At 37.7% G+C, this 25,090-nt stretch carries 19 protein-coding genes; 16 read left to right on the plus strand and 3 right to left on the minus strand.

Features of this window, described 5'->3' with window-relative positions; all coding sequences use genetic code 11:
- Positions 1–109 precede the first annotated feature (109 nt).
- A complete protein-coding gene (gene mdh, locus M3166_RS00500; RefSeq protein WP_251686500.1) occupies positions 110–1,048 on the plus strand; it encodes a malate dehydrogenase in 939 nt (312 codons plus the stop codon).
- Positions 1,049–1,100: 52 nt separating this feature from the next.
- On the opposite strand, the gene M3166_RS00505 is transcribed toward mdh, so the two are convergent.
- The 3 genes from M3166_RS00505 to M3166_RS00515 are packed head-to-tail and all read right to left on the minus strand — an operon-like array spanning position 1,101 to position 3,612.
- Positions 1,101–1,868, minus strand: coding sequence for an ABC transporter permease subunit (locus M3166_RS00505; RefSeq protein WP_251686501.1), 768 nt, complete (start codon positions 1,866–1,868; stop codon positions 1,101–1,103).
- A gap of 12 nt (positions 1,869–1,880) precedes the next feature.
- The gene (locus M3166_RS00510; RefSeq protein WP_251686502.1) at positions 1,881–2,819 is read right to left on the minus strand and encodes a sulfonate ABC transporter substrate-binding protein; all 939 of its coding nucleotides are present in this window, start codon (positions 2,817–2,819) and stop codon (positions 1,881–1,883) included.
- Positions 2,820–2,832: 13 nt separating this feature from the next.
- Positions 2,833–3,612, minus strand: coding sequence for an ATP-binding cassette domain-containing protein (locus tag M3166_RS00515; RefSeq protein WP_251686503.1), 780 nt, complete (start codon positions 3,610–3,612; stop codon positions 2,833–2,835).
- Between the two features lie 359 nt (positions 3,613–3,971).
- Here M3166_RS00515 and M3166_RS00520 point away from each other — a divergent pair, with 359 nt between their 5' ends.
- The 15 genes from M3166_RS00520 (at position 3,972) to thrS (ending at position 25,042) form a co-directional block, all read left to right on the plus strand.
- The gene (locus tag M3166_RS00520; RefSeq protein WP_251686504.1) at positions 3,972–4,682 is read left to right on the plus strand and encodes a response regulator transcription factor; all 711 of its coding nucleotides are present in this window, start codon (positions 3,972–3,974) and stop codon (positions 4,680–4,682) included.
- Positions 4,682–6,220 carry a two-component system histidine kinase PnpS gene (gene pnpS, locus M3166_RS00525; protein ID WP_251686505.1) on the plus strand — a complete coding sequence of 513 codons (1,539 nt, stop codon included), beginning with the start codon at positions 4,682–4,684 and terminating at the stop codon, positions 6,218–6,220. Before M3166_RS00520 ends, pnpS begins: the two co-directional genes overlap by 1 nt.
- 256 nt (positions 6,221–6,476) lie before the next feature.
- Complete coding sequence (gene hflK, locus M3166_RS00530; protein WP_251686506.1) at positions 6,477–7,448, plus strand: FtsH protease activity modulator HflK; 972 nt, start codon at positions 6,477–6,479, stop codon at positions 7,446–7,448.
- Entirely contained in the window at positions 7,445–8,518 is a 1,074-nt protein-coding gene (hflC, locus tag M3166_RS00535) for a protease modulator HflC (RefSeq protein WP_251686507.1), read from the plus strand. The genes hflK and hflC overlap by 4 nt, the downstream gene beginning before the upstream one ends.
- 163 nt (positions 8,519–8,681) lie before the next feature.
- Positions 8,682–9,122: a DNA polymerase I gene (locus M3166_RS00540; protein WP_251686508.1), complete on the plus strand. Its 441-nt coding sequence runs from the start codon at positions 8,682–8,684 to the stop codon at positions 9,120–9,122.
- A 240-nt stretch (positions 9,123–9,362) separates the two neighbouring features.
- A complete protein-coding gene (locus M3166_RS00545; protein WP_251686509.1) occupies positions 9,363–10,529 on the plus strand; it encodes an ATP-grasp domain-containing protein in 1,167 nt (388 codons plus the stop codon).
- A 56-nt stretch (positions 10,530–10,585) separates the two neighbouring features.
- Complete coding sequence (locus M3166_RS00550) at positions 10,586–12,268, plus strand: methyl-accepting chemotaxis protein (RefSeq protein ID WP_251686510.1); 1,683 nt, start codon at positions 10,586–10,588, stop codon at positions 12,266–12,268.
- A gap of 534 nt (positions 12,269–12,802) precedes the next feature.
- Positions 12,803–15,433: a DNA polymerase I gene (gene polA, locus M3166_RS00555; protein WP_251686511.1), complete on the plus strand. Its 2,631-nt coding sequence runs from the start codon at positions 12,803–12,805 to the stop codon at positions 15,431–15,433.
- Positions 15,434–15,445: 12 nt separating this feature from the next.
- Positions 15,446–16,318 (plus strand): bifunctional DNA-formamidopyrimidine glycosylase/DNA-(apurinic or apyrimidinic site) lyase, encoded by an 873-nt coding sequence (gene mutM / locus M3166_RS00560; RefSeq protein ID WP_251686512.1) that lies wholly within the window; start codon positions 15,446–15,448, stop codon positions 16,316–16,318.
- Positions 16,319–16,330: 12 nt separating this feature from the next.
- Complete coding sequence (coaE, locus tag M3166_RS00565) at positions 16,331–16,927, plus strand: dephospho-CoA kinase (protein WP_353056544.1); 597 nt, start codon at positions 16,331–16,333, stop codon at positions 16,925–16,927.
- 183 nt (positions 16,928–17,110) lie between these two features.
- Positions 17,111–18,130 carry a glyceraldehyde-3-phosphate dehydrogenase gene (locus M3166_RS00570; protein ID WP_251686513.1) on the plus strand — a complete coding sequence of 340 codons (1,020 nt, stop codon included), beginning with the start codon at positions 17,111–17,113 and terminating at the stop codon, positions 18,128–18,130.
- Between the two features lie 247 nt (positions 18,131–18,377).
- Positions 18,378–18,845, plus strand: coding sequence for a transcriptional regulator NrdR (nrdR, locus tag M3166_RS00575; protein WP_251686514.1), 468 nt, complete (start codon positions 18,378–18,380; stop codon positions 18,843–18,845).
- 22 nt (positions 18,846–18,867) lie between these two features.
- Complete coding sequence (locus tag M3166_RS00580) at positions 18,868–21,609, plus strand: DnaD domain protein (protein ID WP_251686515.1); 2,742 nt, start codon at positions 18,868–18,870, stop codon at positions 21,607–21,609.
- Positions 21,602–22,561: a primosomal protein DnaI gene (gene dnaI, locus M3166_RS00585; RefSeq protein WP_251686516.1), complete on the plus strand. Its 960-nt coding sequence runs from the start codon at positions 21,602–21,604 to the stop codon at positions 22,559–22,561. Before M3166_RS00580 ends, dnaI begins: the two co-directional genes overlap by 8 nt.
- A gap of 549 nt (positions 22,562–23,110) precedes the next feature.
- Positions 23,111–25,042, plus strand: coding sequence for a threonine--tRNA ligase (gene thrS, locus M3166_RS00590; RefSeq protein WP_251686517.1), 1,932 nt, complete (start codon positions 23,111–23,113; stop codon positions 25,040–25,042).
- Positions 25,043–25,090: the final 48 nt, after the last annotated feature.

Genomic DNA, 25,090 nt, shown 5'->3' on the forward strand with positions numbered 1-25,090 from the left:
TTTTTATTTAAAATTAATATTTATAAAAAAGGGAGAGAACATTATGTTTTCTCCCTTTTTTTGTATATAATTTTCATGAAATATAATTACGATGAAGGAGTGGTTCTTGGTGACATTAAAACGTAAAAAAATCTCAGTTATCGGTAGTGGTTTTACAGGTGCAACCGCAGCATTTTTAGCAGCACAGAAAGAATTAGGCGACGTAGTAATTATTGACCTTCCAACAGCAGAAAATCCTACGAAAGGAAAAGCATTGGATATGTGGGAAGCAGCGCCAGTACAAGGCTTTGATTCTTATGTAAAAGGCTCTTCCGATTATGAGGATACAGCAAACTCGGATATCGTTTTAATAACTGCGGGTGTTGCCCGTAAGCCAGGAATGAGTCGTGATGATTTAGTACAGATTAATCAAGGTGTCATGAAAGCCGTTGCAACGGAAATAGCCCGTACCTCACCTAATGCAACAATTATTGTACTTACAAATCCAGTAGATGCAATGACTTATACAGTGTTTAAAGAATCAGGCTTCCCGAAACAAAGGGTTATTGGTCAATCGGGTGTATTGGATACTGCCCGTTTCCGCGCATTTATTGCCGAGGAACTGAATGTATCGGTAAAAGATATATCTGCCCTTGTATTAGGCGGTCACGGAGACACAATGGTGCCTTTGATACGGTATGCTTCGGTAGGTGGGGTTCCTTTACAAAGTCTAATACCAGCACAACGTTTAGAAGAAATTGTGCAGCGTACCCGTGTAGGTGGCGGTGAAATCGTGAATCTGTTAGGAAATGGTTCAGCTTATTATGCACCGGCTGCAGCAATGGTGGAAATGGCAGAGGCAATTTTAAAAGATCAAAAACGAGTATTGCCGGCAATTGCCTATTTAGAAGGCGAATATGGATATGAAGGGATATACTTAGGGGTTCCGACATTATTAGGTGCTGGCGGTATTGAGAAAATTTTCGAACTTGAGCTGACAGAAGATGAAAAAACAGCGCTTGATCAATCTGCAGATGCTGTTAAAGATGTGATGAAAGCATTGAAATAAATAAAAAAAGGGCGATTCGGTTGTTTACACCGAAGCCCTTTTTGTTTTTTGTTTACTGATACACGGGATTCCATTTTAATAACTTTTTCTCTAATAGTTTTGCAATGGAATCCGCAATTTTTCCTAAAATAGCATATAAAATAATCGCTAATACAACAATATCAAGTTGCATATACTCACGTGCATTCATCGACATATAGCCGATTCCGGAACTTGCCGCAACTGTTTCTGCAACAATTAAAGTAAGCCACATAATTCCTAAGGAGTAGCGAATACCTACTAAAATGGATGGCATTGCACCTAAAATAATCACTTTAAAGAACAGTTTGTATTTCGAAAGATTATAAATTTTTCCCATTTCGATTAACCGTGGATCGACATTGCGGATGCCATGGTATGTATTGACATAGATCGGGAAAAATACGCTGATTGCCACTAAGAAAATCTTTCCTTCTTCACCAACTCCAAACCAAATAATAACTAATGGAATGAGTGCCAAATTCGGAATATTACGCAGCATTTGAATAGTTGTATCCAAATAACGCTGTGCAAAAGGTACGATTCCATTTAAAATACCGATGACAAAAGCGATAATCCCGCCGATCAGGAAACCGATTAAAGCACGTGTCGTACTAATTTGAAGATGATCAAACAGAACACCGGAAACTGCTTGTTCATAGCCTGCTTTTACTACATCGGAAGGGGCAGGCAAAATTGTATTGGCAAGGATACCTGTTTTATTCGATACTTCCCATATGACAATAATTAAAATAGGAATGATCCATGGCTCAATCAAATGAAACCATTTTTTCTTCTTCATTTTTCTCACCTCTTATGGTTTCCAAATATAGTTTTCGAGATTTTCTACAAGATTAGTTGTTAATCCAATGTCATAAAGATCTTCATTTAATCTTTGTAAATCTGCCTGTGCAGCTTCATCCAAATAAGTAGCAACAGATGAACGTCGAGCTAAGCTTGTTACCCAAACATCTGCGGCTATACCTGTATTCTCTTCAAGAATTTTTGCTGCATCACTTGAATCAGTATCAATGGCTTCACCGACTTTAGATAGTTCTTCCACATAGGCAACGACTGCATCTTTATTGGATTCGATAAATTTATCAGATGCATAGTAGAAGCCGCGGTGTTCTACAATGCCTTCTCCTGTAGCTAAAATCTGATTGCCTTTACTTTCGGAAACCGTCATATACGGATCCCAAGTAACCCAGGCATCAACCTCGCCGTTTTGAAATGCAATAGTCGCATCTGCTGGACTTAAAATAACAGATTCTACATCATCCAATGTCAGATTAACTGTTTCCAGAGCAGTAACTAATAAATATTCGGAGATGGAAGCTTTATTGTACGCAATCTTTTTACCTTTCAATTGTTCGATTGATTGGATAGAGCTATCACTTTTCACTAAAATTCCTTCTGTTTGTGGAGATGATTCTTCACCTGCGATGTACTTGAAATTCATTCCTTTTGATAATGCCATCATTGAAGGGGCATCACTTGCATTGGCAAAATCGATAGCTCCGGAGTTTAAAGCTTCCAGAACTGAACTTCCGGTATTGAATTCAGACCATTCCACTGAATAACCCAGTTCTTTTAAACGTGATTCAAGTTCGCCATTCGCCTTTAATAGCAATGTTGTGCCATTTTTCTGGTAGCCGATTCGAACCTTTTTATTTTCAGCATTCGATGATGAGCACCCGACTAAAATAATTGATAAAGTTAATAGCAAAAAGACAGATAATAGTTTTTTCATTTGTAATACCTCCTTAAATAATCGCTTGTAATTCTTTTTGTTTCGTTTGCGTTTGTGTTTCTGTTTTTGTTTGTTTTCCTAATAAATGCTGAAGCAGAATTTCCTCAAGCTCAGCAAAATGCGGATTTGAACGTGTTCTTGGACGAGGAAGTTTTACCGGCAAATCTAAAGCAACGTTTCCGTCTTCGATTAATATAATTCGATCTGCCAATGTAATTGCTTCTGCCACGTCATGTGTCACGAGTAACGACGTATATTTTTGTTTTAACCACAATTGTTCAATTAGATTTTGCATTTCCAGTCGTGTCAGTGCATCTAATGCACCAAGCGGTTCATCCAATAACAAAAGTCTTGGCTGTGCACTAAGCGCACGAGCTAATGCAACCCGTTGTTTTTGGCCTCCTGACAGTACATGTGGCCACTCTTTTGCACGGTCTTTTAATCCTACGTGTTCAAGTGATTTTAATGCGATCGGTTGCCAATCCTTTTTCAACTCTGTGCCAACCCCTACATTTTCTAAAACAGACAGCCATGGAAGTAAACGATCTTCCTGAAACATGACACGAACGCCTGAAAAGTCCTCCTGTTGAATACCGTCTTTTAAAGATTCTCCTGCCGTTTTATGTTCTAAATTTGCAATGATACGGAGAAGCGTACTTTTTCCGCATCCGCTTTTCCCGACGATCGCAACGAATTGTCCAGCGGGGATTGTTAAATTAATATCCTTTAATACTTGTTTTTCACCGAAACTTTTTGTTAAATTTACTAACTCGATATTGATTCCATTTGTCATGGAAGCACCTACTTTCTGTTAAAATACTTAACATATTGAATTACTCGGGATTCTTAATAAAAAAATTTACACTTCTATAAGCGTGTATAAACAATTTTTCTAAATGTTACCATAATAATAAATATTCAGTCAATAGTAAAAATTATTTTACCTATCGAAATAATATGAATTGAAATTTTCTTCAAGTAAGAAAGAGCTTAGACTTAACTGAACAGAGGAATAATTGTACTTTTCAAAAAAAGTTGTTACTATGAAGATAGTGCTTTAATCAGTACATATTTAACAAAGTAGTTGATAGCCAACCACTGGAAGATTGATTTTGAGATGGGGGTTTCAAATCGATTTTGGAGGAACTTATAATGGTTAAAACGGTTTTAGTAGTAGAAGATGAAATGCCAATTGCAACATTATTAAAATATAACTTGGAACAAGCAGGTTTTGAAGTTCTATTGGCTCATGATGGTCAGGCGGGTCTTGATACAGCAGTAGAACAAACACCGGATCTGATTTTATTGGATTTAATGCTGCCAAAACTTGATGGTGTTGAAGTTTGTAAGGAATTACGACGTTTGCGCATCAATATACCGATTATTATGCTGACTGCGAGAGACGATGAATTTGATAAAGTATTAGGTTTAGAGCTCGGTGCGGATGACTATATGACAAAGCCATTCAGCCCACGTGAAGTAATTGCCCGAGTGAAGGCTGTGCTGCGACGTTTCTCTGGACCGGTTGTGGAAGAAACAGTTGAATCGAGTGAAGTAGTTTACTCATTCGGTAATTTAAAAGTTTTCCCGGAGCGATTTGAAGCATTTATCGATGAAGAGTCTTTGGAATTCACACCGAAAGAATTTGAATTGCTTGTTTACTTACTTGAAAATAAAAACCGCGTATTAACACGAGATCAGCTGCTTAGTGCCGTATGGAACTATGATTTTGCCGGGGATACTCGCATCGTAGACGTACATATTAGCCATCTGCGGGATAAAATTGAAGAAAATAGTCGTAAACCACTGTTTATTAAAACAATCCGTGGTTTAGGTTATAAATTTGAGGAGCCAAAAAAATAATGAACGCAATGAAAAATCGTTTATTTTATTCGTTTATTTTAGTAATTGGATCAAGTTTAGCTGTTCTAGGACTGTTCATAGGGCAGCTTTTTCCATTTTTCGCAGATGAATTTGTTCATGAAGTGACAAAGGATTCCGAGCAGCAATTGGAGCAAGTAATCGAGCAGGAGCAGATTGAACTTACTGAAACACAGAAAGAAGCCATTTTAGATACTTATACAATTGATCGACATGCTGAAGGATTACAAAGCACGAAGCAGAAAATATATTTGATTATTGCTGCATTATTATTAGGCGGTTTAATTATTATGAGTTTTATGGCATACCGGGTTGTAAGCAATTTTATTACGCCGATTGTTAATATTACAAAAACTGCGAGAGAGCTCTCGAAAGGTAATTATCGTGCGCGTGCTTTTGCGAATGGACCGAATACAATTGTTGAGTTAAGAAATTCAGTTAACATTTTGGCACGCAATTTACAGGATATTACGAAAACAAGAGCTATTGAAGAAGAACGTTTAAAAACATTGATTGAAAATATGGGCAGTGCATTAATGATGATCGACCGTGAAGGCAATATTTCGATTGTTAACAGGAAGTTCCAGACGTTGTTCGAGCTGCCGAAAGAGAAGCTTATTGGTAAGAATTTCATGATGCTCGGTTTGCCAAAAGAGCTTGAAAAGTTTATCGATCATGTGTTTTTAACGGAATTACCATATCGTCAGCAGCTTGAAATGGAAATCGCAAATGAAGAATATTATGAGCAAGTTTATGGGGCACCAGTTGTTGGTGAACATGGACGCTGGCTTGGTGTTGTAATTGTTATGCATGATGTGAGTGAACTTGTGCGATTGGAGCAAATTCGAAAAGATTTCGTTGCGAATGTTTCGCATGAGCTGCGGACACCGATTACTTCGATTAAAGGATTTTCAGAGACACTTCTAGACGGGGCATTTAAAGATGAGCAGATGCTGTTGTCCTTTTTGACGATTATACACGATGAGAGCAATCGAATTCAGGTTCTCGTCAATGATTTGCTTGAGCTATCCAAAATTGAGCGGCATGGATTTACACTCGATGTAGTGCCAACAAAGTTGCAGGATATTTTAGTACGGGTTGTTGATTTGACAAGCTCACAATTAGAAAATAAAAATATGCAGTTTGATGTAGAGATAGTGCAGGATGCGGTTATTTTAGGTGATGTAAATCGTCTAATGCAAATTTTTACAAATTTAATTAACAATGCGATCGCTTATTCTAAAGAAGAAACTACCGTTACACTACGTATTAGTGCCAATGATCAATACGGAATATTTGAAGTGAAAGATGAAGGAATCGGTATTGAAAAAGCTGAGATATCACGTATTTTTGAGCGCTTTTACAGGGTAGACCGGGCACGAAGCCGAAATTCTGGTGGGACAGGTCTTGGTTTGTCCATTGTAAAGCATTTGATTGAAGCACATAACGGTAAAATCATAGTAGATAGTGAAGTAGGAAAAGGGACGAGTATTAAAGTGTTCCTACCTTTGAAGGATTAAAATTTAACAGTAAATTTACAAAACATTAAATTGAACTTTATATTGCGGTGTTATAGTTCTTAATAGAAACCCCCGTTTCTAAAAGAAGGTAACGCTTAGCAAGAAAACTAAATATAATAATGAAGAAACTGCGTGAAAAGTTGGAAGCTTTTTGTGCGGTTTTTTTGTTTATATCTTATTTTGAAAAAATATGAAACTTTTACAATTCATTACCCGTAGAATAAGAGGAAATTGAAAAGTAAGGAGGCTTTATATGATGAGTGTAAAAAGAACATTAATGTGGGTAGCGCTTATTCTCATGGCTGTCGTAGGTATTATTGTTGTGACGACATCCTGGTATACAGTAGATGAATCGGAACAGGCAGTAGTGATTACATTTGGTCAAGCGGATGAAACAATACAAGATTCAGGACTTCATTTTAAATTACCGTGGCCAATACAGTCTGTAGAAATTTTATCAAAAGAAACGTACAGTTTACAGTTCGGCTATAAGCAAAACCCGGACGGTACGGTTGAAGCATTCGATAAAGAAACAAAAATGATTACAGGTGATGAAAATATTGTTTTAACAGATCTTGTTGTTCAATGGCGTATTGTTGAGCCGAAAAAATATTTATTTAGTTCACAGGAGCCGCGAGCGATTTTACATAATGCGACATCGAGTGCGATTCGTTCCATCATAGGCAGCTCAACAATCGATGAGGCATTGACGGATGGTAAAGCGGATATTGAAGCGGAGACACGCGAATTGCTTGTATCGTTAATCGAAAAATACGATATCGGGATTGGTGTTCTGGGAGTAAAGCTGCAAGATGTAGAGGTGCCGAATGCAGAAGTGCGTGCAGCTTTCACAGATGTTACTGATGCACGAGAGACAAAAAATACAAAGATTAACGAAGCGGAAAAATACGAAAACCAGCGAGTAAGTGAAGCGGTTGGTGAAGCAGCTGCAATTCTTTCGAAGGCAAAAGGGGAAAAGGCTTCACGTATCGAGCAAGCTACAGGTGAAGTAGCTTTATTTAACCAGCTTTATGATGAATATCGTCTGAATAAAGATATTACACGTGAACGATTAGTGCTCGAAACATTGGAGGCAGTTTTACCGAATGCCCAAATTTATATTATGAATGATGACGGCAGCGGTACGATGAAGTACTTGCCGATCCAGCCAATGCAAACGACACCTCCTTCTACAGAAGAGAAAAAAGAAGGGAGCAAAAGTGAATGAGTAACAACAAAAATAACTTTGACGGCGATTTAGATGAGTTTGTGAAAAAATTGTTCGGCAACAAAAAAGGGTCGAAAGAAGTGAAGGAAGTACCGAAAGCAAACGACGCTGAACAACAAGTAAATAGCAGTAATACAAATGGAAAAAAAGCACCAACACCATTAAAGAAAGATAAGAAGCCGATAAATGTAAAACAATGGGTTTCTTCTGCTATTGTATTAACGGTTGTGTTTGCAGCGTTAATTGTCGTATTTGCGAATCTGTATATTGTTAAAGAAAATGAATATAAAGTAGTTCGTCAGTTCGGGGAAGTAGTGAAGTACGAAAGTGAACCGGGACTTCATATGAAAATCCCGTTCATTCAAAGTGTGACAACTTTACCAAGCAATTTAATGACACATGATATGACAGAAGAAGAGATCAGTACAAAGGATAAAAAGCGAATTATTATTGATAACTATACTGTTTGGCGTGTAACGGATCCAAAAGCGTTAATTTCAAATGCAGGACAGTTGCTCAATGCGGAAAGTCGTATGGAAGAGTTCATTTATTCGGCACTTCGTACAGAATTCGGTCAGACGGAATACGGCGATATTATTAATGAAAAGGATTCGAAACGCGGGAACATTAATGACCGTGTTACCCAACGCGTCAATGAATTAATCGATTCGGCCAATTTCGGTATTGAAGTAATTGATGTACGTATTCGCCGTACAGATTTACCTGAGGAAAACGAGCAGTCTGTTTATACAAGAATGGTTTCGGAACGTCAATCGATTGCGCAAAAGTATCTGTCTGAAGGGGATGCGGAAAAGCGCAGTAAAGAGGCGAAAACAGACCAGGAAGTTCAAGTGACTCTTGCGAAAGCAAACAAAGAAGCATCTGTCATCCGTGCAGAAGGAGAAGCACAGGCCGCACAAATTTATAATGCTGCCTACTCGAAAGACCCGGAATTCTACAGTTTATTCAGAACGTTAGAATCATACAAGAAAACAATCGGCAATGAGACGATGATTATCATCCCGTCAGACTCGCCATATGCAAAACTGTTATCCGGACGATTGGATTAAAAAGTATGAAAGCCATTTGGAATGTAACCGTTCTAAATGGCTTTTTTGTGTGGAAAAAATTACATTATTTAACTTCATTAAATTTTCAAATTATATTATTGGAAACTATTATTTTGCTGTTATACTATAGTAGAGTTAGTTCATACAGGGGGAGTGGCAAAGTTTGAGTAAAGTAATACAGAATAGTTTAATCGCTTTTATTATGGCAACATCTGTAACGGCGCTTTTTTATCAATCTAATATTAATTTCGTGAAGGTGGAAATTTTTCATATACCAATTTTGTTTATTGCTATTTTAGTATTAAGTTTGTTTATTGCAGAAGATGTACGGGATTCGTTCAAGAAAGTGCTGTGGTTTGAAAAACGTGAAGATAAACGTCCAATCTGGCAAGTTGGTATTGGTATGATCTTTTACTTCACACAAATTGGTTTTGTAGAAGTATTTGCACGCGGGTTGATGCCATACGATTTAGGCGGCATGCCGATGTATGTCATCATTCCATTTTTAAATGCCTTTTTATTAACGGTTATTTTTGAAGAGATTTTTTATAAAGAAGAAAAAAACGGTGTACATGTAGTGAAGTTCAAAAATAAAATTAAATAAATATTTAGACCGCGCGGGATTTTATCCCACGCGGTTTTTGTTTATTATAGCAAGTTTAATTAAATAAAATTGAAAATAAATAGGAAAATTTGAATAAGTGTGTATAATATAACAAGTGTAGTATTTTGTGCATATAATGCAATAATTTTTTTAGGGTATAAATACTTATATATTCAGAAAAATTAGGTAATAATGCACGTTAATTAATTATTAGTTCATACATATAAGGAAGTGAAAGTTTTGATTCTATTAGATACAGCTTATGTATCCCCACTCTTAGCAGAAACATTGATCGAAAAGAAAGTAAAGGTTTTGGATATTCAACAACAGTTGATTCTAAATCACAAATCAGAAGATGACCAAAATCTGGTGAAAGTATTTCAACAAGAGGATTTAATCATCATGAATTCTGAAGAAGCCATTCAGATTCTAAATGAATATTATGCAGAATCGCATGTAACAAAAACAGCGAATTTATTTAAAAATAAATTTGCATTCAGAAAGCGTTTAGCTGAGAGTTATCCTAATTTCTTTTTTTTAGAAACTACTTCAGGTGAGTTAGGGCAACTTGATCTATCCTCACTACCCTATCCGTTAATCTTTAAGCCGACAGTCGGTTACTCAAGTGTTGGGGTTTACAGGGTAGAGAATCCACAAGAATTCCAAAGTATAATCGATAAAATGGAAGAGACGATGGAACAATCGAGTGAAGACGATTCAAAGGATGTTTTGGGTAGCGAAACCTTTATCGTTGAAAGTTATATTGAGGGGCAGGAATTTGCAATCGATCTTTTCTACGATGAAAAGAATGATCCGGTTGTGCTCAATTTATTTGCACGTATGTTCAAAGACGAAAAAGATATGAGTGATCGTATTTATTATACGAGTAAGCAAGTGCTGCAAAATTACTTAGCTCCGATTACCGAGTATCTGCAAGGACTTGGGGAGATCTTCAATTTACGGAAAATGCCGCTGCATGTAGAACTGCGCATGGATGATGAAGGAACAATTATACCAATTGAAGTGAATCCATTACGCTTTGCTGGTGCAGGTACGACCGAATTGGGAAGTTTTGCATATGGGGTTAACTCGTACGACTATTTCTTCGAACAGAAAAAACCGGATTGGGCTGCCTTAATAAACGCAATGGACAATAAAATTTACAGCTTTACTTGTGCCGAGTTTGAAGGTGAGATAAAGATTGATGACGGGCTTGTGATACACCATGAATTATTGCAGAAACAATTCCACCATATTTTAGAATATCGTCATATTCCGTACGGTCAGGGTGCGACGTTTGCTGTCATTTTCTTTAGCAGTGAATCGTTGGCACAAAATGACCATATCTTATCGTTGGACTTTATGGAATATGTAGAAAAAGAAGAAAAGTTGTATGTGAAAAATTAAATTTGGGGGGAAGCTTGGTTAAAACAATTTCATAATTGTTTTAAAGAGCAATGTAAATGTTAAAAAAATTTAATTCAGTAAAAACCAAGATTTTATTAGGAATTTTAGTTCCAATTATTTTATTAAGTGTTGTTTTTAGTTCAATTCTATTTTTGGTTTCCAGCAACTTAATTAATAACCAGATCATTCCGCAGCACAACCAAAACTTATTGTTGAGTATGGAAAAATTCAGTACGCTTTTTGACGCGGATATAGTGAATGATGCTAAGAAAAACAAGGCTTCATATGAAAAATTACTGGAAGCCACAACCGATTTCCAAAATGATTTTGATTTGGAAAATGCCTATATTATGAGTAAAGTCGATGGAGAGGAAGTTATTCTGGTATTGGGGAATTCGGAAGATTACCTGACACCGCTTGCTTTTACAGAAGAACAGACAGCGGCACTTTCCACAACGGAAACAGTGGCGAGCGATATCTATGAAGATGATTATGGAAAACACCAATCAACCTTTCTTCAAATTCCTGGGACGGATTCTGTTCTGGGATTGGATGCGGATGCGGATTTTATTGATGAATTGAATAGATTGTTAATTATAATTATAGTTGCTTCACTGCTTGTTGCATTGATTATAGGCGCAATTATAGCGGTTATGGTTTCAAAAAAAATTGTGAATCCTTTAAATCAGCTTTTAAACCACACTGAAATTGTGGCACAGGGTGATTTATCAAAACAATTGGAAGTATACAGTGATGACGAAATCGGGCGTTTAACAACTAGCTTCTCGGATATGCAAACGCAATTGAGAGAGACTATCTACCATGTAACCGACACATCCGACCATGTTGAGGAAGGTTCTTCGATATTAAAAGAGACGGTAGAACAGTTAACAATTACATCGAATCAGGTATCGGGCGCAATTCAGGAAATTGCTTCTAGTACTGAGCTAATTACAGAAGGCGCTGTACAAAACCGGGTGGCAGTGGAACAGATCGCATTCAAAATTGAAGAAATTTCTAATGTTACGAAATTAGTGGCACAGGAGGCGATAGATACCAATACTGTCGCAACACAAGGAATAGAAGTTATTCATAAGTCTGTTGCAGGAATCGAAACAATTAATGAAACGGCGAAAATGTCATTAATGAAAACAGAACAAATGAATAGCCGTTCTTTAGAAGTTGGTCAAATCACGAAAATTATTTCAAGTATTTCAGATCAAATCAACTTACTTGCTTTAAATGCGGCAATCGAAGCGGCAAGAGCTGGGGAATACGGGAAAGGTTTCGCAGTAGTAGCGGATGAAGTCCGTTCATTGGCAGAACAATCGGCGAATTCGGCGAGTGATATTACGACATTGATTAATGAAATGCAAAAAGATTCAAATGAATCTGTTGTTGCAATTAATAATGTTGTAACGAAAATCGAGCAGGAAAGCGTGACGATCTACTCGGCTGTTGAAACATTTAATACAATTTCTAAATTAGTGGATAATATGAAAAATGAAATTCAAAATGTAACAGATGCATTCCAAGGAATCGCAACGGACTCTAATCGGGTACTTGAAACAACGGATATAACTGTTCACTCATTGGAAGAAACCAATGAGCATTCTCAAAGTATTGCTGCATCAATAGAAGAACAGACAGCATCGACTGAAGAAATGTTGAGCATCGCACACGAATTGAATGAAATGATTATTAAGTTAAAAGGACAAATTAATCACTTCAAAATATAAAGAATTTTTTAGTTGTATAAATAACTTCTAAACTAATATGAACTTAATTCAATGATGGAAAAATCCAGATTATGCTATATTGCATTCCTCTGGATTTTTTCTTTTTAGGCGTGGAATACATGTTGTGGAAAGTTTCTGTTTACATGGATTTTAAGATAGAGTTAGATCTGAGTCATTGCGATTAAAGGGTATTGCCTGCTGATGTTTAAGTCCTTGGTAGGGACAGTCGCTTTGCGTCCGGCTTAATTGTGGTGAATAAGAATTTTATTGTAGAAGAATTTGCGTTTATGTTGGCAATTCATCGCAATAATCGCTAAAGTAGAAGGAGAACATACAATCGTAACTTAACTTCTTTCGGTGCGTTTTGAACACACGCCAGAAGTTGATGCCCCCGGGTGGAGCAACAGATTCGGCATAGAGTATTTAAAAGAAATTCAGGTTAAAAGCGTTGGATGACTGATTCGTAACCTGTGAACCTGACTCGAATCCGGGCGTAATCACACCGAGGTGAAATTGATTAATGGAGGAACGCGCATGACAAAACAAAAATTGCTTTTACTAGATGGAAACTCATTGGCTTATCGTGCCTTTTTTGCATTGCCGCTGCTTACAAATGACAGTGGGATTCATACAAATGCGACATATGGTTTTACGACGATGCTGCAAAAAATTATCGGTGAGGAAAATCCGACACAAATGCTTGTTGCTTTCGATGCCGGGAAAACGACTTTTCGTCATGAGTCGTTCGGTGAATATAAAGGGGGACGTCAAAAAACTCCGCCAGAGCTTTCCGAACAATTCCCATATATTAGAAAACTGATTGATGCATACAACATTAAACGCTATGAACTGGAAATGTACGAAGCAGATGACATTATCGGAACGTTAGCAAAACAGGCTGCTGGACAAGGGATCGAAGTAATCGTTGTTTCGGGAGATAAAGATTTAACGCAGCTCGCAACTGAGGATGTCACAGTCTATATTACCCGTAAAGGGATTACCGATATTGAAAAATATACACCGGCACATATTGAAGAAAAGTATGGACTGACACCGGAGCAAATTATCGATATGAAAGGGCTTATGGGTGATCAATCCGATAATATTCCGGGAGTTCCAGGCGTTGGTGAAAAAACAGCGATTAAATTATTGAAGGAACACGGGACGATTGAAAAATTATATGAAGCGATGGATTCATTGAAAGCTTCGAAAATGAAAGAAAAGCTGGTAGACAATGAAGAAATGGCTCACTTATCAAAAAAGCTTGCGACAATTCATACAGATGCACCACTAACAATTTCACTTGATGATTTAGCATATGCAGGTCCGGATGAGGAAGCACTTCTTAATGTATGGCATGAGCTTGGCTTTAAATCTTTAATCGAAAAAAGTGATTTTGAAACAGTAGAAACAGAACAAGCTGAATTAGTATTTGAAAATGTACAGGCTATTACAGGCGACATGTTAAAAGAAACGATGGCAATCCACCTCGAGTTGGAAAATGAACATTACCATAGCTGTAATGCCCTCGGTTTAGCCTTGTCAGACGGAGAACGTACGGTTTATACAGCGATTGATAATGTAGTTGATAATGCGGACTTAAAAGCATGGCTGCTAGATGAAACTAAGAAAAAGTATATTGTGGACAGTAAAGCAACACAAGCAATGCTCCATCGTTTAGGGATTGAGCTTAAAGGCGTGGAGTTTGACTTATTGTTAGCTTCGTACATTTTAAAGCCGTCGATATCAGGTGATGATGTGGCAACACTTGCAAAGGAATTCGGTTACCAGGATGTACAATCCAATGAAGCGATCTACGGAAAAGGGGCAAAGTGGGTTGTTCCAGGTGCGGATCATGTAGCTGAACATGTGAGCCGAAAAGCAGTAGCAGTTTGGAAGCTGCAGCCTTTATTAGAGCAAAAGCTGAAGGAAAATGAACAGTTTGAATTATACAAAGAGCTGGAGCTGCCGCTTGCACATATTTTAGGGAAAATGGAGAGCGAAGGGATAACTGTCAATATTGATACATTACGTCAAATGGGCGATGATTTGAAGGCAAAGCTTGAAGTAATGGAAGCGACAATTTATGAGCTGGCAGGCGAGAAATTCAATATTAATTCACCGAAACAGCTTGGTGTTATCTTATTTGATAAATTAGGCTTACCTGTCATTAAAAAGACAAAGACAGGATATTCAACAGCAGCCGATGTACTGGAAAAGTTACAGTCCGAGCATGACATTGTGAAGCATATTCTTGAGTACCGAACGCTTGCGAAACTGCAGTCAACATATATTGAAGGTTTAATAAAAGAAGTGCATAAAGAAGATTCAAAAGTGCATACCCGATTCCAGCAGGCATTAACTTCAACTGGGCGTTTAAGCTCAACAAACCCGAATTTACAAAATATCCCGATTCGTTTAGAAGAAGGACGCAAAATTCGAAAAGCATTTGTTCCGTCGAAAAAGGATTGGATTTTGTTTGCGGCGGACTATTCACAGATTGAGCTGCGCGTATTGGCTCATATGTGCGGGGATGATGCGCTTGTAGAGGCATTCCAGCAAGGAATGGATATCCATACACGGACGGCAATGGATGTGTTTAATCTTGAAAATCCGGATGATGTGACAAGCTTAATGCGTCGCACAGCAAAAGCTGTAAACTTTGGTATTGTATATGGAATCAGTGATTATGGCTTATCACAAAGCCTTGATATTACACGTAAAGAAGCGGGGATTTTCATTGAAAACTACTTGCAAAGCTTCCCTGGTGTAAAAAACTATATGGATACAAGTATTGAAGAGGCAAAGAAAGCAGGTTTCGTTACAACGATTTTAAATCGCCGCCGCTACTTGCCGGACATCACAAGCTCGAACTTCAATTTAAGAAGTTTTGCTGAACGTACTGCGATGAACACACCGATCCAAGGAAGTGCCGCGGACATTATAAAAAAAGCAATGATTGATATGAATGCGCGCCTTGAACAAGAAGGACTACAGACAAAGCTATTATTGCAAGTACACGATGAACTGATTTTTGAAGCACCAAAAGAAGAAGTTGAAATTTTAGAACGTATCGTACCTGAAGTTATGGAAAATGCAATTAAGTTAAATGTGCCGTTAAAGGTTGAATTTTCATATGGTCCTACATGGTACGATGCGAAATAAGGAGTACCATTTATGCCAGAATTACCAGAAGTAGAAGGGGTCGTACGTGATTTACGGCCAATCGTAGAAGGGAAGACGATTGAATCTGTCTCTTTATCGGATGTCGTTTATACATCGCATGAGGCAGGTAAACAGGCGATTGTAAAAAACGCAAAGCCTTCTCAATTTGAACTATTAGTACGCGATATGAAAATCGATAAATTGGAGCGCAGATCAAAATATATATTCTTTCATCTAAAGAAAAATGATGAACGTTTTATTTTAGTGAACCATTTAGGGATGAGTGGCGCATGGTTTGTTGTGAATGATGTGGTGGAGATAACGGAAGAAAAATTCCGTAAGCATATCCATGCGATATTTACATTGGCAAGCGGAGAATTGCTTGTCTATGCTGATATCCGCCGTTTTGGTGAATTGCGCTTTATTAAAGAAATCGCCGATCATCCGCCATTGTTAAAAATGGCACCGGAGCCTTTTGATGAAATCGCCTGTGATTTTTTCCTCATGCAAAGTGAAAAATCTAAATTCGCAAAAAAACCGATTAAAGAGGTCATCATGGATGGTCAGGTGATTTCGGGTTGCGGCAATATTTATGCCACCGAAGCATTGTTCAAAATGCTTATTCATCCGGGGAAAACAACGAGTGAGTTAAGTCGTGAGCAAAAGACAAAACTCTTTCATGTAATTTGTGACGTATTGCAGGAAAGCATTGATTCGGGCGGATCGACAATTTCAGACTACCGGAGTATTAATGGTGGTGCAGGAACAATGCAGCATCGACTGAAAATGTATGGGAAAAAGCAATGTGTTGTATGTGAAACAAATACAGAATCTCTCGTTATCGCGGGTAGAACATCAACATATTGTCCGCAATGTCAAAAGTAAAGGGGAATTGCTGTGATTATAGGTTTAACTGGTAGTATTGCCAGCGGAAAGAGCACAGTTGCAAAAATGATTGAGTCATACGGATTGCCGATTGTTGATGCAGATGTAGTAGCACGACAAGTAGTCGAGCCTGGTACGCCGACATTGAAAAAAATTGCAGAAGCATTTGGACCGGAAGTCATTGCACAAGATGGTTCAATGGATCGTGCAAAAGTGGGAAGTATTATTTTTCATAATGAGGAAATGCGGCAAACTTTAAATGGCATCATACATCCGGCTATTCGTGAAGAAATGCTGCGTCAGCGTGATGAATTTATCTCGTTTGGTGAAAAAAATGTTTTCATGGATATTCCGCTGCTATTCGAAAGTAAGCTGGAACATTTCGTAGAAAAAATTATTGTAGTTTCTGTAAATAAAGAAGTGCAGCTACAGCGCTTAATGGAACGAAATGGCTTTACGGAAGAAGAAGCAAATGCCCGTATAGCGACACAGATTCCGGTCAAAGAAAAGGAACAGTTAGCTGATGCAGTTATTCATAATAATGGCACGCTGGAAGATACAGCAATTCAGCTTCAAAATATTTTGTATGAGTGGAACGTCCTGAAGTAAAATAATACCTCAACTAATTTTATTAAAAGTTGGTTGAGGTTTTTATTTTGAGGGTATGTATTATCTGAAAATAACAAATTTAATTAAGCGGATTAAATATGTTCAACTTTTTATAATATGTGTTATACTAATCAACGAATAAATAAAATGAATGAATCGTACTTTTAGGAGGATTTAAATAATATGACAGTTTCTATTGCAATTAATGGTTTTGGCCGCATTGGTCGTATGGTGTTCCGACAAGCAATGATGCGTGGTGACGTGAATATCGTAGCAGTGAACGCAAGCTATCCATCTGAAACGTTAGCACATTTAATTAAGTATGACACAAATCATGGTGTTTTCCCGGGAACTGTAGAAGCAGTCGAAGGTGCTTTAATTGTAAACGGCAAACGTGTTGAATTAGTTAGTGAACGTGATCCATTAAAATTACCATGGGCTCAAATGGGTGTAGATATCGTAATCGAAGCTACTGGTAAATTCAATGAACGTGAAAAAGCAGCAAAACATATTGAAGCTGGCGCGAAAAAAGTTATTTTAACTGCTCCTGGTAAAAATGAAGATATTACCGTTGTTTTGGGTGTAAATGACGATAAATTGGATTTATCAAAGCATGATGTCATTTCAAATGCATCTTGTACGACAAACTGTTTAGCTCCTGTAGCAAAAGTATTAAACGATGAGTTCGGTATTGTAAACGGTTTAATGACAACAGTTCACGCTTATACAAACGATCAAAACAACATCGATAACCCACACAAAGATTTACGTCGTGCGCGTAACTGCGGATCATCTATTATCCCGACTTCAACTGGTGCAGCAAAAGCATTGCGTCTTGTATTACCGGAATTGGATGGGAAAATCCACGGTATGGCATTACGTGTGCCAACACCAAACGTTTCTTTAGTTGATTTAGTTGTAGATGTAGAAAAAGACGTAACAGTAGAAGAAGTAAATGCAGCATTTAAAGCGGCAGCTGAAGGCAAAATGAACGGTATTTTAAACTTCTCTATGGAGCCATTAGTATCTTCTGACTACAATACAACAACATACTCATCTACTGTAGACGGTTTAACTACAATTGTATTAGGTGACCGTAAAGTAAAAGTCATCGCTTGGTATGATAATGAGTGGGGTTACTCTGCTCGCGTAGTAGACTTAACAAAGAAAATTGCAAATGAATTAGCAACAGTAAATGTATAATTTATTGCTTTATTAGTGTGATTAAACACTTTAAAAAGGCATAAATACGCGCCTTAATAACACAGAAAGAACCTTTTGCAGAAAGTAAATCATTTTTGCAAAAGGCTTTTTCTATTGTGTGAAGCAACAATGCACTATATAATTGAATGACTTTCCATTGGAAAATTTCAACGCGCGTGAAGCACTATTTCAAGCGCGTTGTTTTTGTTATAATAGAATTAAACTAACTTTTAGGAGAAATTATTATATGAGATGTCCAGCTTGTCAATACAATGGGACACGCGTTGTAGACTCAAGACCTGTTGATGATAATAAAGAAATTCGCAGACGTCGTGAATGTGAATCATGTGCCTTTCGCTTTACGACATTTGAAAAAATTGAAGAAACACCGTTAATCGTTGTGAAAAAGGATGGTTCACGCGAGGAGTTTAGCCGTGAAAAAGTATTGCGTGGTCTAATACGCGCATGTGAAAAACGCCCGGTTGCATTAGATCAATTAGAAGAGATTGTTTTATCGATTGAAAAAGAATTGCGCCGATTAGGCAATGCTGAAGTACGTTCGGAAGATGTCGGGGAGATGGTAATGGACCGACTTGCGAAAATCGATGAAGTTGCCTATGTACGCTTCGCATCTGTTTATCGCCAATTTAAAGATATTACTGTATTTATCGAGGAACTGAAAGAAATTATGACCCGTCAGTCAAATGACAAATAAGTGTTAGGAGGGATAAATGGTAATGATGAATCAGCTAAATCCATATGACCATTGTGAAATTCATTGCCCTCAAACTATCACTAGTGAGCATCAGCTTGCATTGCAATTATGCTATCAGCCGATTATCGGTGTTGAAGCTACGGCACTATATTTAAAGTTATGGGTTGAAACACAACAACACGAAAAAGCAACTTGTTTTCATAGCAACCTGCTCGATTCATTAAGTTTTAAACCGAAGCAACTACTGCAAGCAAGAATCGTATTAGAAGCAATTGGTTTAGTGAAGTCATTTGAGAAGATGATGGATTCATATAAATCGATGAAGTATATCTTATATCCGCCATTGACTGGCCATGACTTCTTTGACGATTCGATTCTTTCTGTAGCGCTTTTACGGAAAATCGGGCGCGAACAGTATGAATCATTACGAAATAAATTATCGAAACATGATATTTCCTTACATGGCTATAAAGATGTCACATGCAGCTTTAATGATGCATTTGTTGCAATAACAGAAACTGAGCTAAAGCAAGTCATGCAGGAAAATACAGGTTCGGTAAATGAACGTTCAAAAATGTCGTACCCGTTTGAGTATGACTTATTTGATTTTAAAAGCTTCATGATGGGTATGAGCCAAAACTTAATCCCAAGTAAATTATTTACACTGGATATTAAGATTGCCATTGCTAAATTAGCGTTTATGTATAATTTCTCTGTGACGGATATGCAAAGAATAGTGTTATTGGCATGGGATACAGATGAAGGACTTACGAAAAAAGAGCTTGAAAAACGCTGTGAAGAGTACTACCAGCTGAACGTAGGTGTCGCAAAGCCGAAACTGATTAAAAAACAGGACATTTTCCGTTCGGTGGAAGTAATCAACTCTGCTCCTGCGAAAACACAGCAAAATATTAATGATAAAGAAGGTTTAATCGAGTATTTAGAAAAAACCTCACCGATTGAAGTTTTCCAAAAATTTAATGGTTATTTGCCTCCGGAATCCGTTGTAATGGAATTTAATAATTTCCTTAGAAAAGGGGTTTCTTACGGTACATTGAATGTTTTGATCCATTATATTTCAATGAATGACGAATTAAATTATAATAAAAACTTTATGAAGGTAGTCATGAATAACTGGCTGAAAAAAGGTGCAAAAACCGCTGAAAATACAATGGAAATTGCAAAGGTTGAACATAGCTACCGTGATCGTAAATCGAAAAACTTATCGCAAATTACGGTTACGAATAACGATTTGAATAAAGTTGAAGAAAATAATAACTCGAAAACCGATTCTCCTGATTCAGCGCTCGTTGATTTTAAAAATTCTACACCTTATCAGTATTTGCTGATTTTGACTCATGGTGAAGAACCATTTTCAGGGCATGTAAAAATAGCAGAATCGCTTTACAGTTCTTATGATATCCCGATAGAAGTGGCAAACGTCATCATTCGTCATGTGTGGGATTCGACAAAAGGCAACTTGCCGGAATCATTTGTAGAAGCATTGGCCTCTGAAATCCGGTACAATCAAATTAAAACGGCCGAACAAGCATTAGACTATATTGAAAAGCGAAATGAACGCAATCTTATTAAAGTTACAGAAGATTATTTAACGGTTGATGACCAGTCGATTCACTATGATAAAACGGTACCTTATTATTTCCTGAAATCACTGTATAAAGGGAAAAAACCGGTGAAATTTATTGTTGATTTAGCCGAGGAACTCGTATTGCAGCAAGGCCTCTCGGTAGGTGCAGTCAATGTGCTGATGGAATATGCCTATAATGAGAGCAATGGGAAACTAACGAAAAACTTTGTGCAGTCTATCGCCGGAAACTGGATGTTAAACCCTCCGGCAAACGCTTTAGAAGCTCTTCGTATTGTAGAAGAAAACGATGGATCACAGTTGAAGGCATCTAAAATTACGATGGATACACCGCTCGCATTTAAAGTTACCGTAAAAGATATGTCAAAATGGATTCCGGCTTTCGACGAAACATTGCCATATGATTTCATGAGAAATTTACTTAACGGTAAAGAACCGGTTGAAATGTTAGTGAAGCAAGTGGATGATCTTGTATTAAAACATGGCATTAAAGTCGGAGTTGTCAATGCCATTCTTGAATTTATATTAACGAATAAAACGAGCCGTTTTGGACGTAATCAAATTCAGACACTTGCATTGAATATGCAGTTGAAAAACATCTTATTGGCTAAAGATGCACTTGCTTACATTGAATCGAATTATAAAGAAAATAAAGTAGACGTGAAAATTACCGAACAGGATTTACTGAAATACTATCCGGGGGATTATGTGTTTACACCCAAATTGGCCCGCTATGAAAAACAGACGCCATATGCATTTACAAAAGAGTTAAACGATGGTCATGAGCCGTTTGCGTATGTTGTTGCAACAGCGGAAAAATTGATCCTGCATTATAAGATGATCCCGGCTGTCGTCAATTACATGTTAGAGTATGTAATGGAAAAAACAGAAGGTGCATTGCCTGAAAAATATATTAACAGTGTCGCAAATACATGGCGAAACAACAAAATTCAGACAATTAATCAAGCGAAGATTTATACTGAAATGCAAGATAAGAAAAACAAACAGCGCGGGGCGAGAAAAGTTGGCGTAGTTCCGGATTGGTTTAAAGAAAAAGATCAGGAACCAGTACAACAAGCTAATTCCAACAATACTCAAAACCAAATTGATTTTGAAGAGCAGCGCAAAAAATTATTAGAGCAATTAAATAGTGATTAAAAAGCAGGTGAGTACTATCGAACCAATAAAAGATTCGCTCAATAAAATAAATATCCCATCATTTGAGCAAAAATATAATGAATTAAAAAACCGGGTCCTTTCACATCCAAGTGTAAGACAGTTTATGAATGACCATAATATGACGGAAAACTCGGCTGTTATTCAATATGGAATGACGACTCTTTTTGAATTTGTAGAGCAAAAGCACACTTGCTGTGGAGCCGGTTCTACATCGCAGTGTCAAAATTTCTATAAAGGTCATGTTCCGCAGTTAATGCTTTCGAATGGTCAGATTAATATTATCTACCGCAAGTGCGAACAAATGCTTAAAGAAGATGACCAGCGTGAACTAGCTTCAATGATGAAGACGATGTATATGCCGAAAGATGTCCTGAAGGCAGATTTTAATGAAATGGATATGAATGATAATTCCCGCATGGCTGCGACACAGTTTATGGTTGAATTCAGGAAACAATATCGTGAAACGAAAGAGCTTCCTGCAAAAGGGCTGTATTTATACGGCACATTTGGTGTTGGGAAAACCTATATTTTAGGCGCCATCGCAAATGCTTTGTCGAAAGAACGTATTCAAACTTTATTAGTATATATGCCGGAATTCATCCGTGAATTAAAGTCGTCGGTAACAGAAGGATCGATTGAACAGAAAATTGATTTTGTAAAAAAAGTGCCGGTATTAATGCTCGATGATGTAGGTTCAGAGCCGATTTCAACATGGACAAGAGATGAAATTATCGGTTCAATCCTTCATTATCGTATGGCGGAAAAATTGCCGACATTCATCTCTTCAAACTTTAATTACAAACAGCTGGAAGAACAATGGTCCGTAACTGAACATGGGGCAATCGATGAAATGAAATCGGGCCGTATTTTACAGCGAGTACAAGCATTGACGACACCGCTTGAAATTACAGGAACAAACCGCAGAAAATAAATTATTGAAAGTTTTAATTTTCAATATTGCATTTCTGCAAAATCGAGCGTATACTTTGTACGTAAATAAACAATAAATGCATTGAAGAGGACAACAAGTTTAACGAACTGGCTTTTAGAGAGGGAAGACACGGCTGCAAGCTTCCTAGCACAAGCGTTATACTTTACTACCTTGGAGCAGTGACGGGGCCAATCCGTCATCGTTTCTCAGTACGTTAACTGACCGAGAGCTTCTGATTCGTTTTAACGAAGAAGGAAGAAGGGTGGCACCACGAGCATACAGCATCGTCCCTTTGTTGGGACGGTGCTTTTTATTTTGCCTTAATATATTTTGGCTGATAAAAAATATTGGGAGCAAATTAATTTATAGCTATAGATTAGTTGATTGTAGTGTAGGGCGGCGACTCCAGCGGGAATAGCGTGACGCCTGAGATGCTCGTGTAAGGCCACGCCCGCGGAAAGCGTCCGCCCGAAACGGAAATCAACGGATTAGGATGACGACACTTTGCTACTCTCAATTAAATAAAAACCTTATAAGGAGGACAACAACATGTCAGAAATGATCAAATTAACATTCCCGGATGGCGCAGTAAAGGAATTTGCCAAGGGAACATCTACATTGGACGTTGCAGGCTCAATCAGCCCAGGTCTAAAAAAATCAACATTAGCAGGTAAAATCAACGGCACATTAATCGATGCAAAAACAGGAATCGAGCAAGATGGTGCAATCGAAATCATTACAAATAAATCAGACGAAGCATTAGAAATTCTTCGTCACTCTACTGCCCACTTAACAGCACAGGCAGTAAAACGTCTATACCCGGATGCAAAATTAGGTATCGGTCCAGTTATCGATTCAGGCTTCTACTATGACATCGATTCACCAACACCAATCACTGCAGAAGATTTACCGGCAATTGAAAAAGAAATGAAAAAAATTATTTCCGAAAACATCGAAATTGAGCGTAAAAACGTTTCTCGTGATGAAGCACAAAAAATTTACGAGGAAGTTGGCGACGAGTATAAATTAGAACTACTTGAAGCAATTCCAGCAGATGATCAAGTATCAATTTACTACCAAGGCGATTTCTTTGATCTTTGCCGTGGTGTACACGTACCATCTACAGGCAAGTTAAAAGAGTTCAAACTATTATCATTAGCTGGTGCTTACTGGCGCGGGAACTCAGACAACAAAATGCTGCAACGTATTTACGGTACTGCATTCTTCACTAAAGACGAGTTGAAGCACCATCTTCAAATGCTTGAAGAAGCAAAAGAACGTGACCACCGTAAAATCGGTAAAGAATTGGATTTATTCATGACTAGCCAAACAGTTGGTCAAGGTTTACCACTTTGGTTACCAAACGGTGCAACAATCCGCCGTACTATTGAACGCTATATTGTTGATAAAGAATTATCTTTAGGTTACAAACACGTTTATACACCAGTACTTGGCTCGAAAAAATTATACGAAACATCAGGACACTGGGAGCACTATCAAGATGGCATGTTCCCGCCAATGGAAATGGACAATGAAACACTTGTTTTACGTCCAATGAACTGTCCTCACCATATGATGGTATTCAAAAACGGTCTGCACTCTTACCGTCACTTACCAATCCGTATCGCAGAACTTGGCACAATGCACCGATATGAAATGAGTGGTGCCGTATCTGGTCTGCAACGAGTACGCGGAATGACTTTAAATGATGCGCACATTTTCGTACGTCCGGATCAAATTAAAGCAGAATTCAAAAAAGTAGTGGAATTGATTTTAGAAGTATATAAAGACTTTGATCTTAAAGATTTCTCATTCCGCCTTTCTTACCGTGACCCGAATAACACTGAGAAATACTTTGATGACGATCAAATGTGGGAAACTGCACAAGCGATGTTAAAAGAAGCAATGGATGAGCTTGGTTATGATTACTTCATCGCAGAAGATGAAGCAGCATTCTATGGTCCGAAGCTAGACGTTCAAGTAAAAACAGCAATTGGTAAAGAAGAAACATTATCGACTGCACAACTTGACTTCTTATTGCCACAACGCTTTGACCTTTCTTACATTGGTGAAGACGGTCAGCCTCAACGCCCAGTTGTTATCCACCGTGGTGTTGTATCGACAATGGAACGTTTCGTAGCATTCTTGATTGAAGAATATAAAGGGGCATTCCCGACTTGGTTGGCACCGGTGCAAGCAACAATTATTCCTGTATCAAATGCAGTGCACTATGATTATGCACGCGAAGTACAAGAAAAATTAGCTGCAGCTGGTATCCGTGTGGAAATGGATGACCGCGAAGAAAAACTAGGTTATAAAATCCGTGAAGCACAAATGCAAAAAATCCCGTACATGCTTGTACTTGGAGATAAAGAAGTTGCAGAAAATGCGGTAAATATCCGCCGTTACGGTTCAAAGGATTCAGAAACAATCAGCTTTGAACAGTTCCTTGCAGACATTACAGCAGAAGTGAAGAAATAAGAAGAAGAACCCCTCCTAATATGATGTAAAACAAAAAACTGTCCTCGA

This window comes from Solibacillus isronensis (assembly GCF_023715405.1).
GTDB lineage: Bacteria > Bacillota > Bacilli > Bacillales_A > Planococcaceae > Solibacillus > Solibacillus isronensis_B.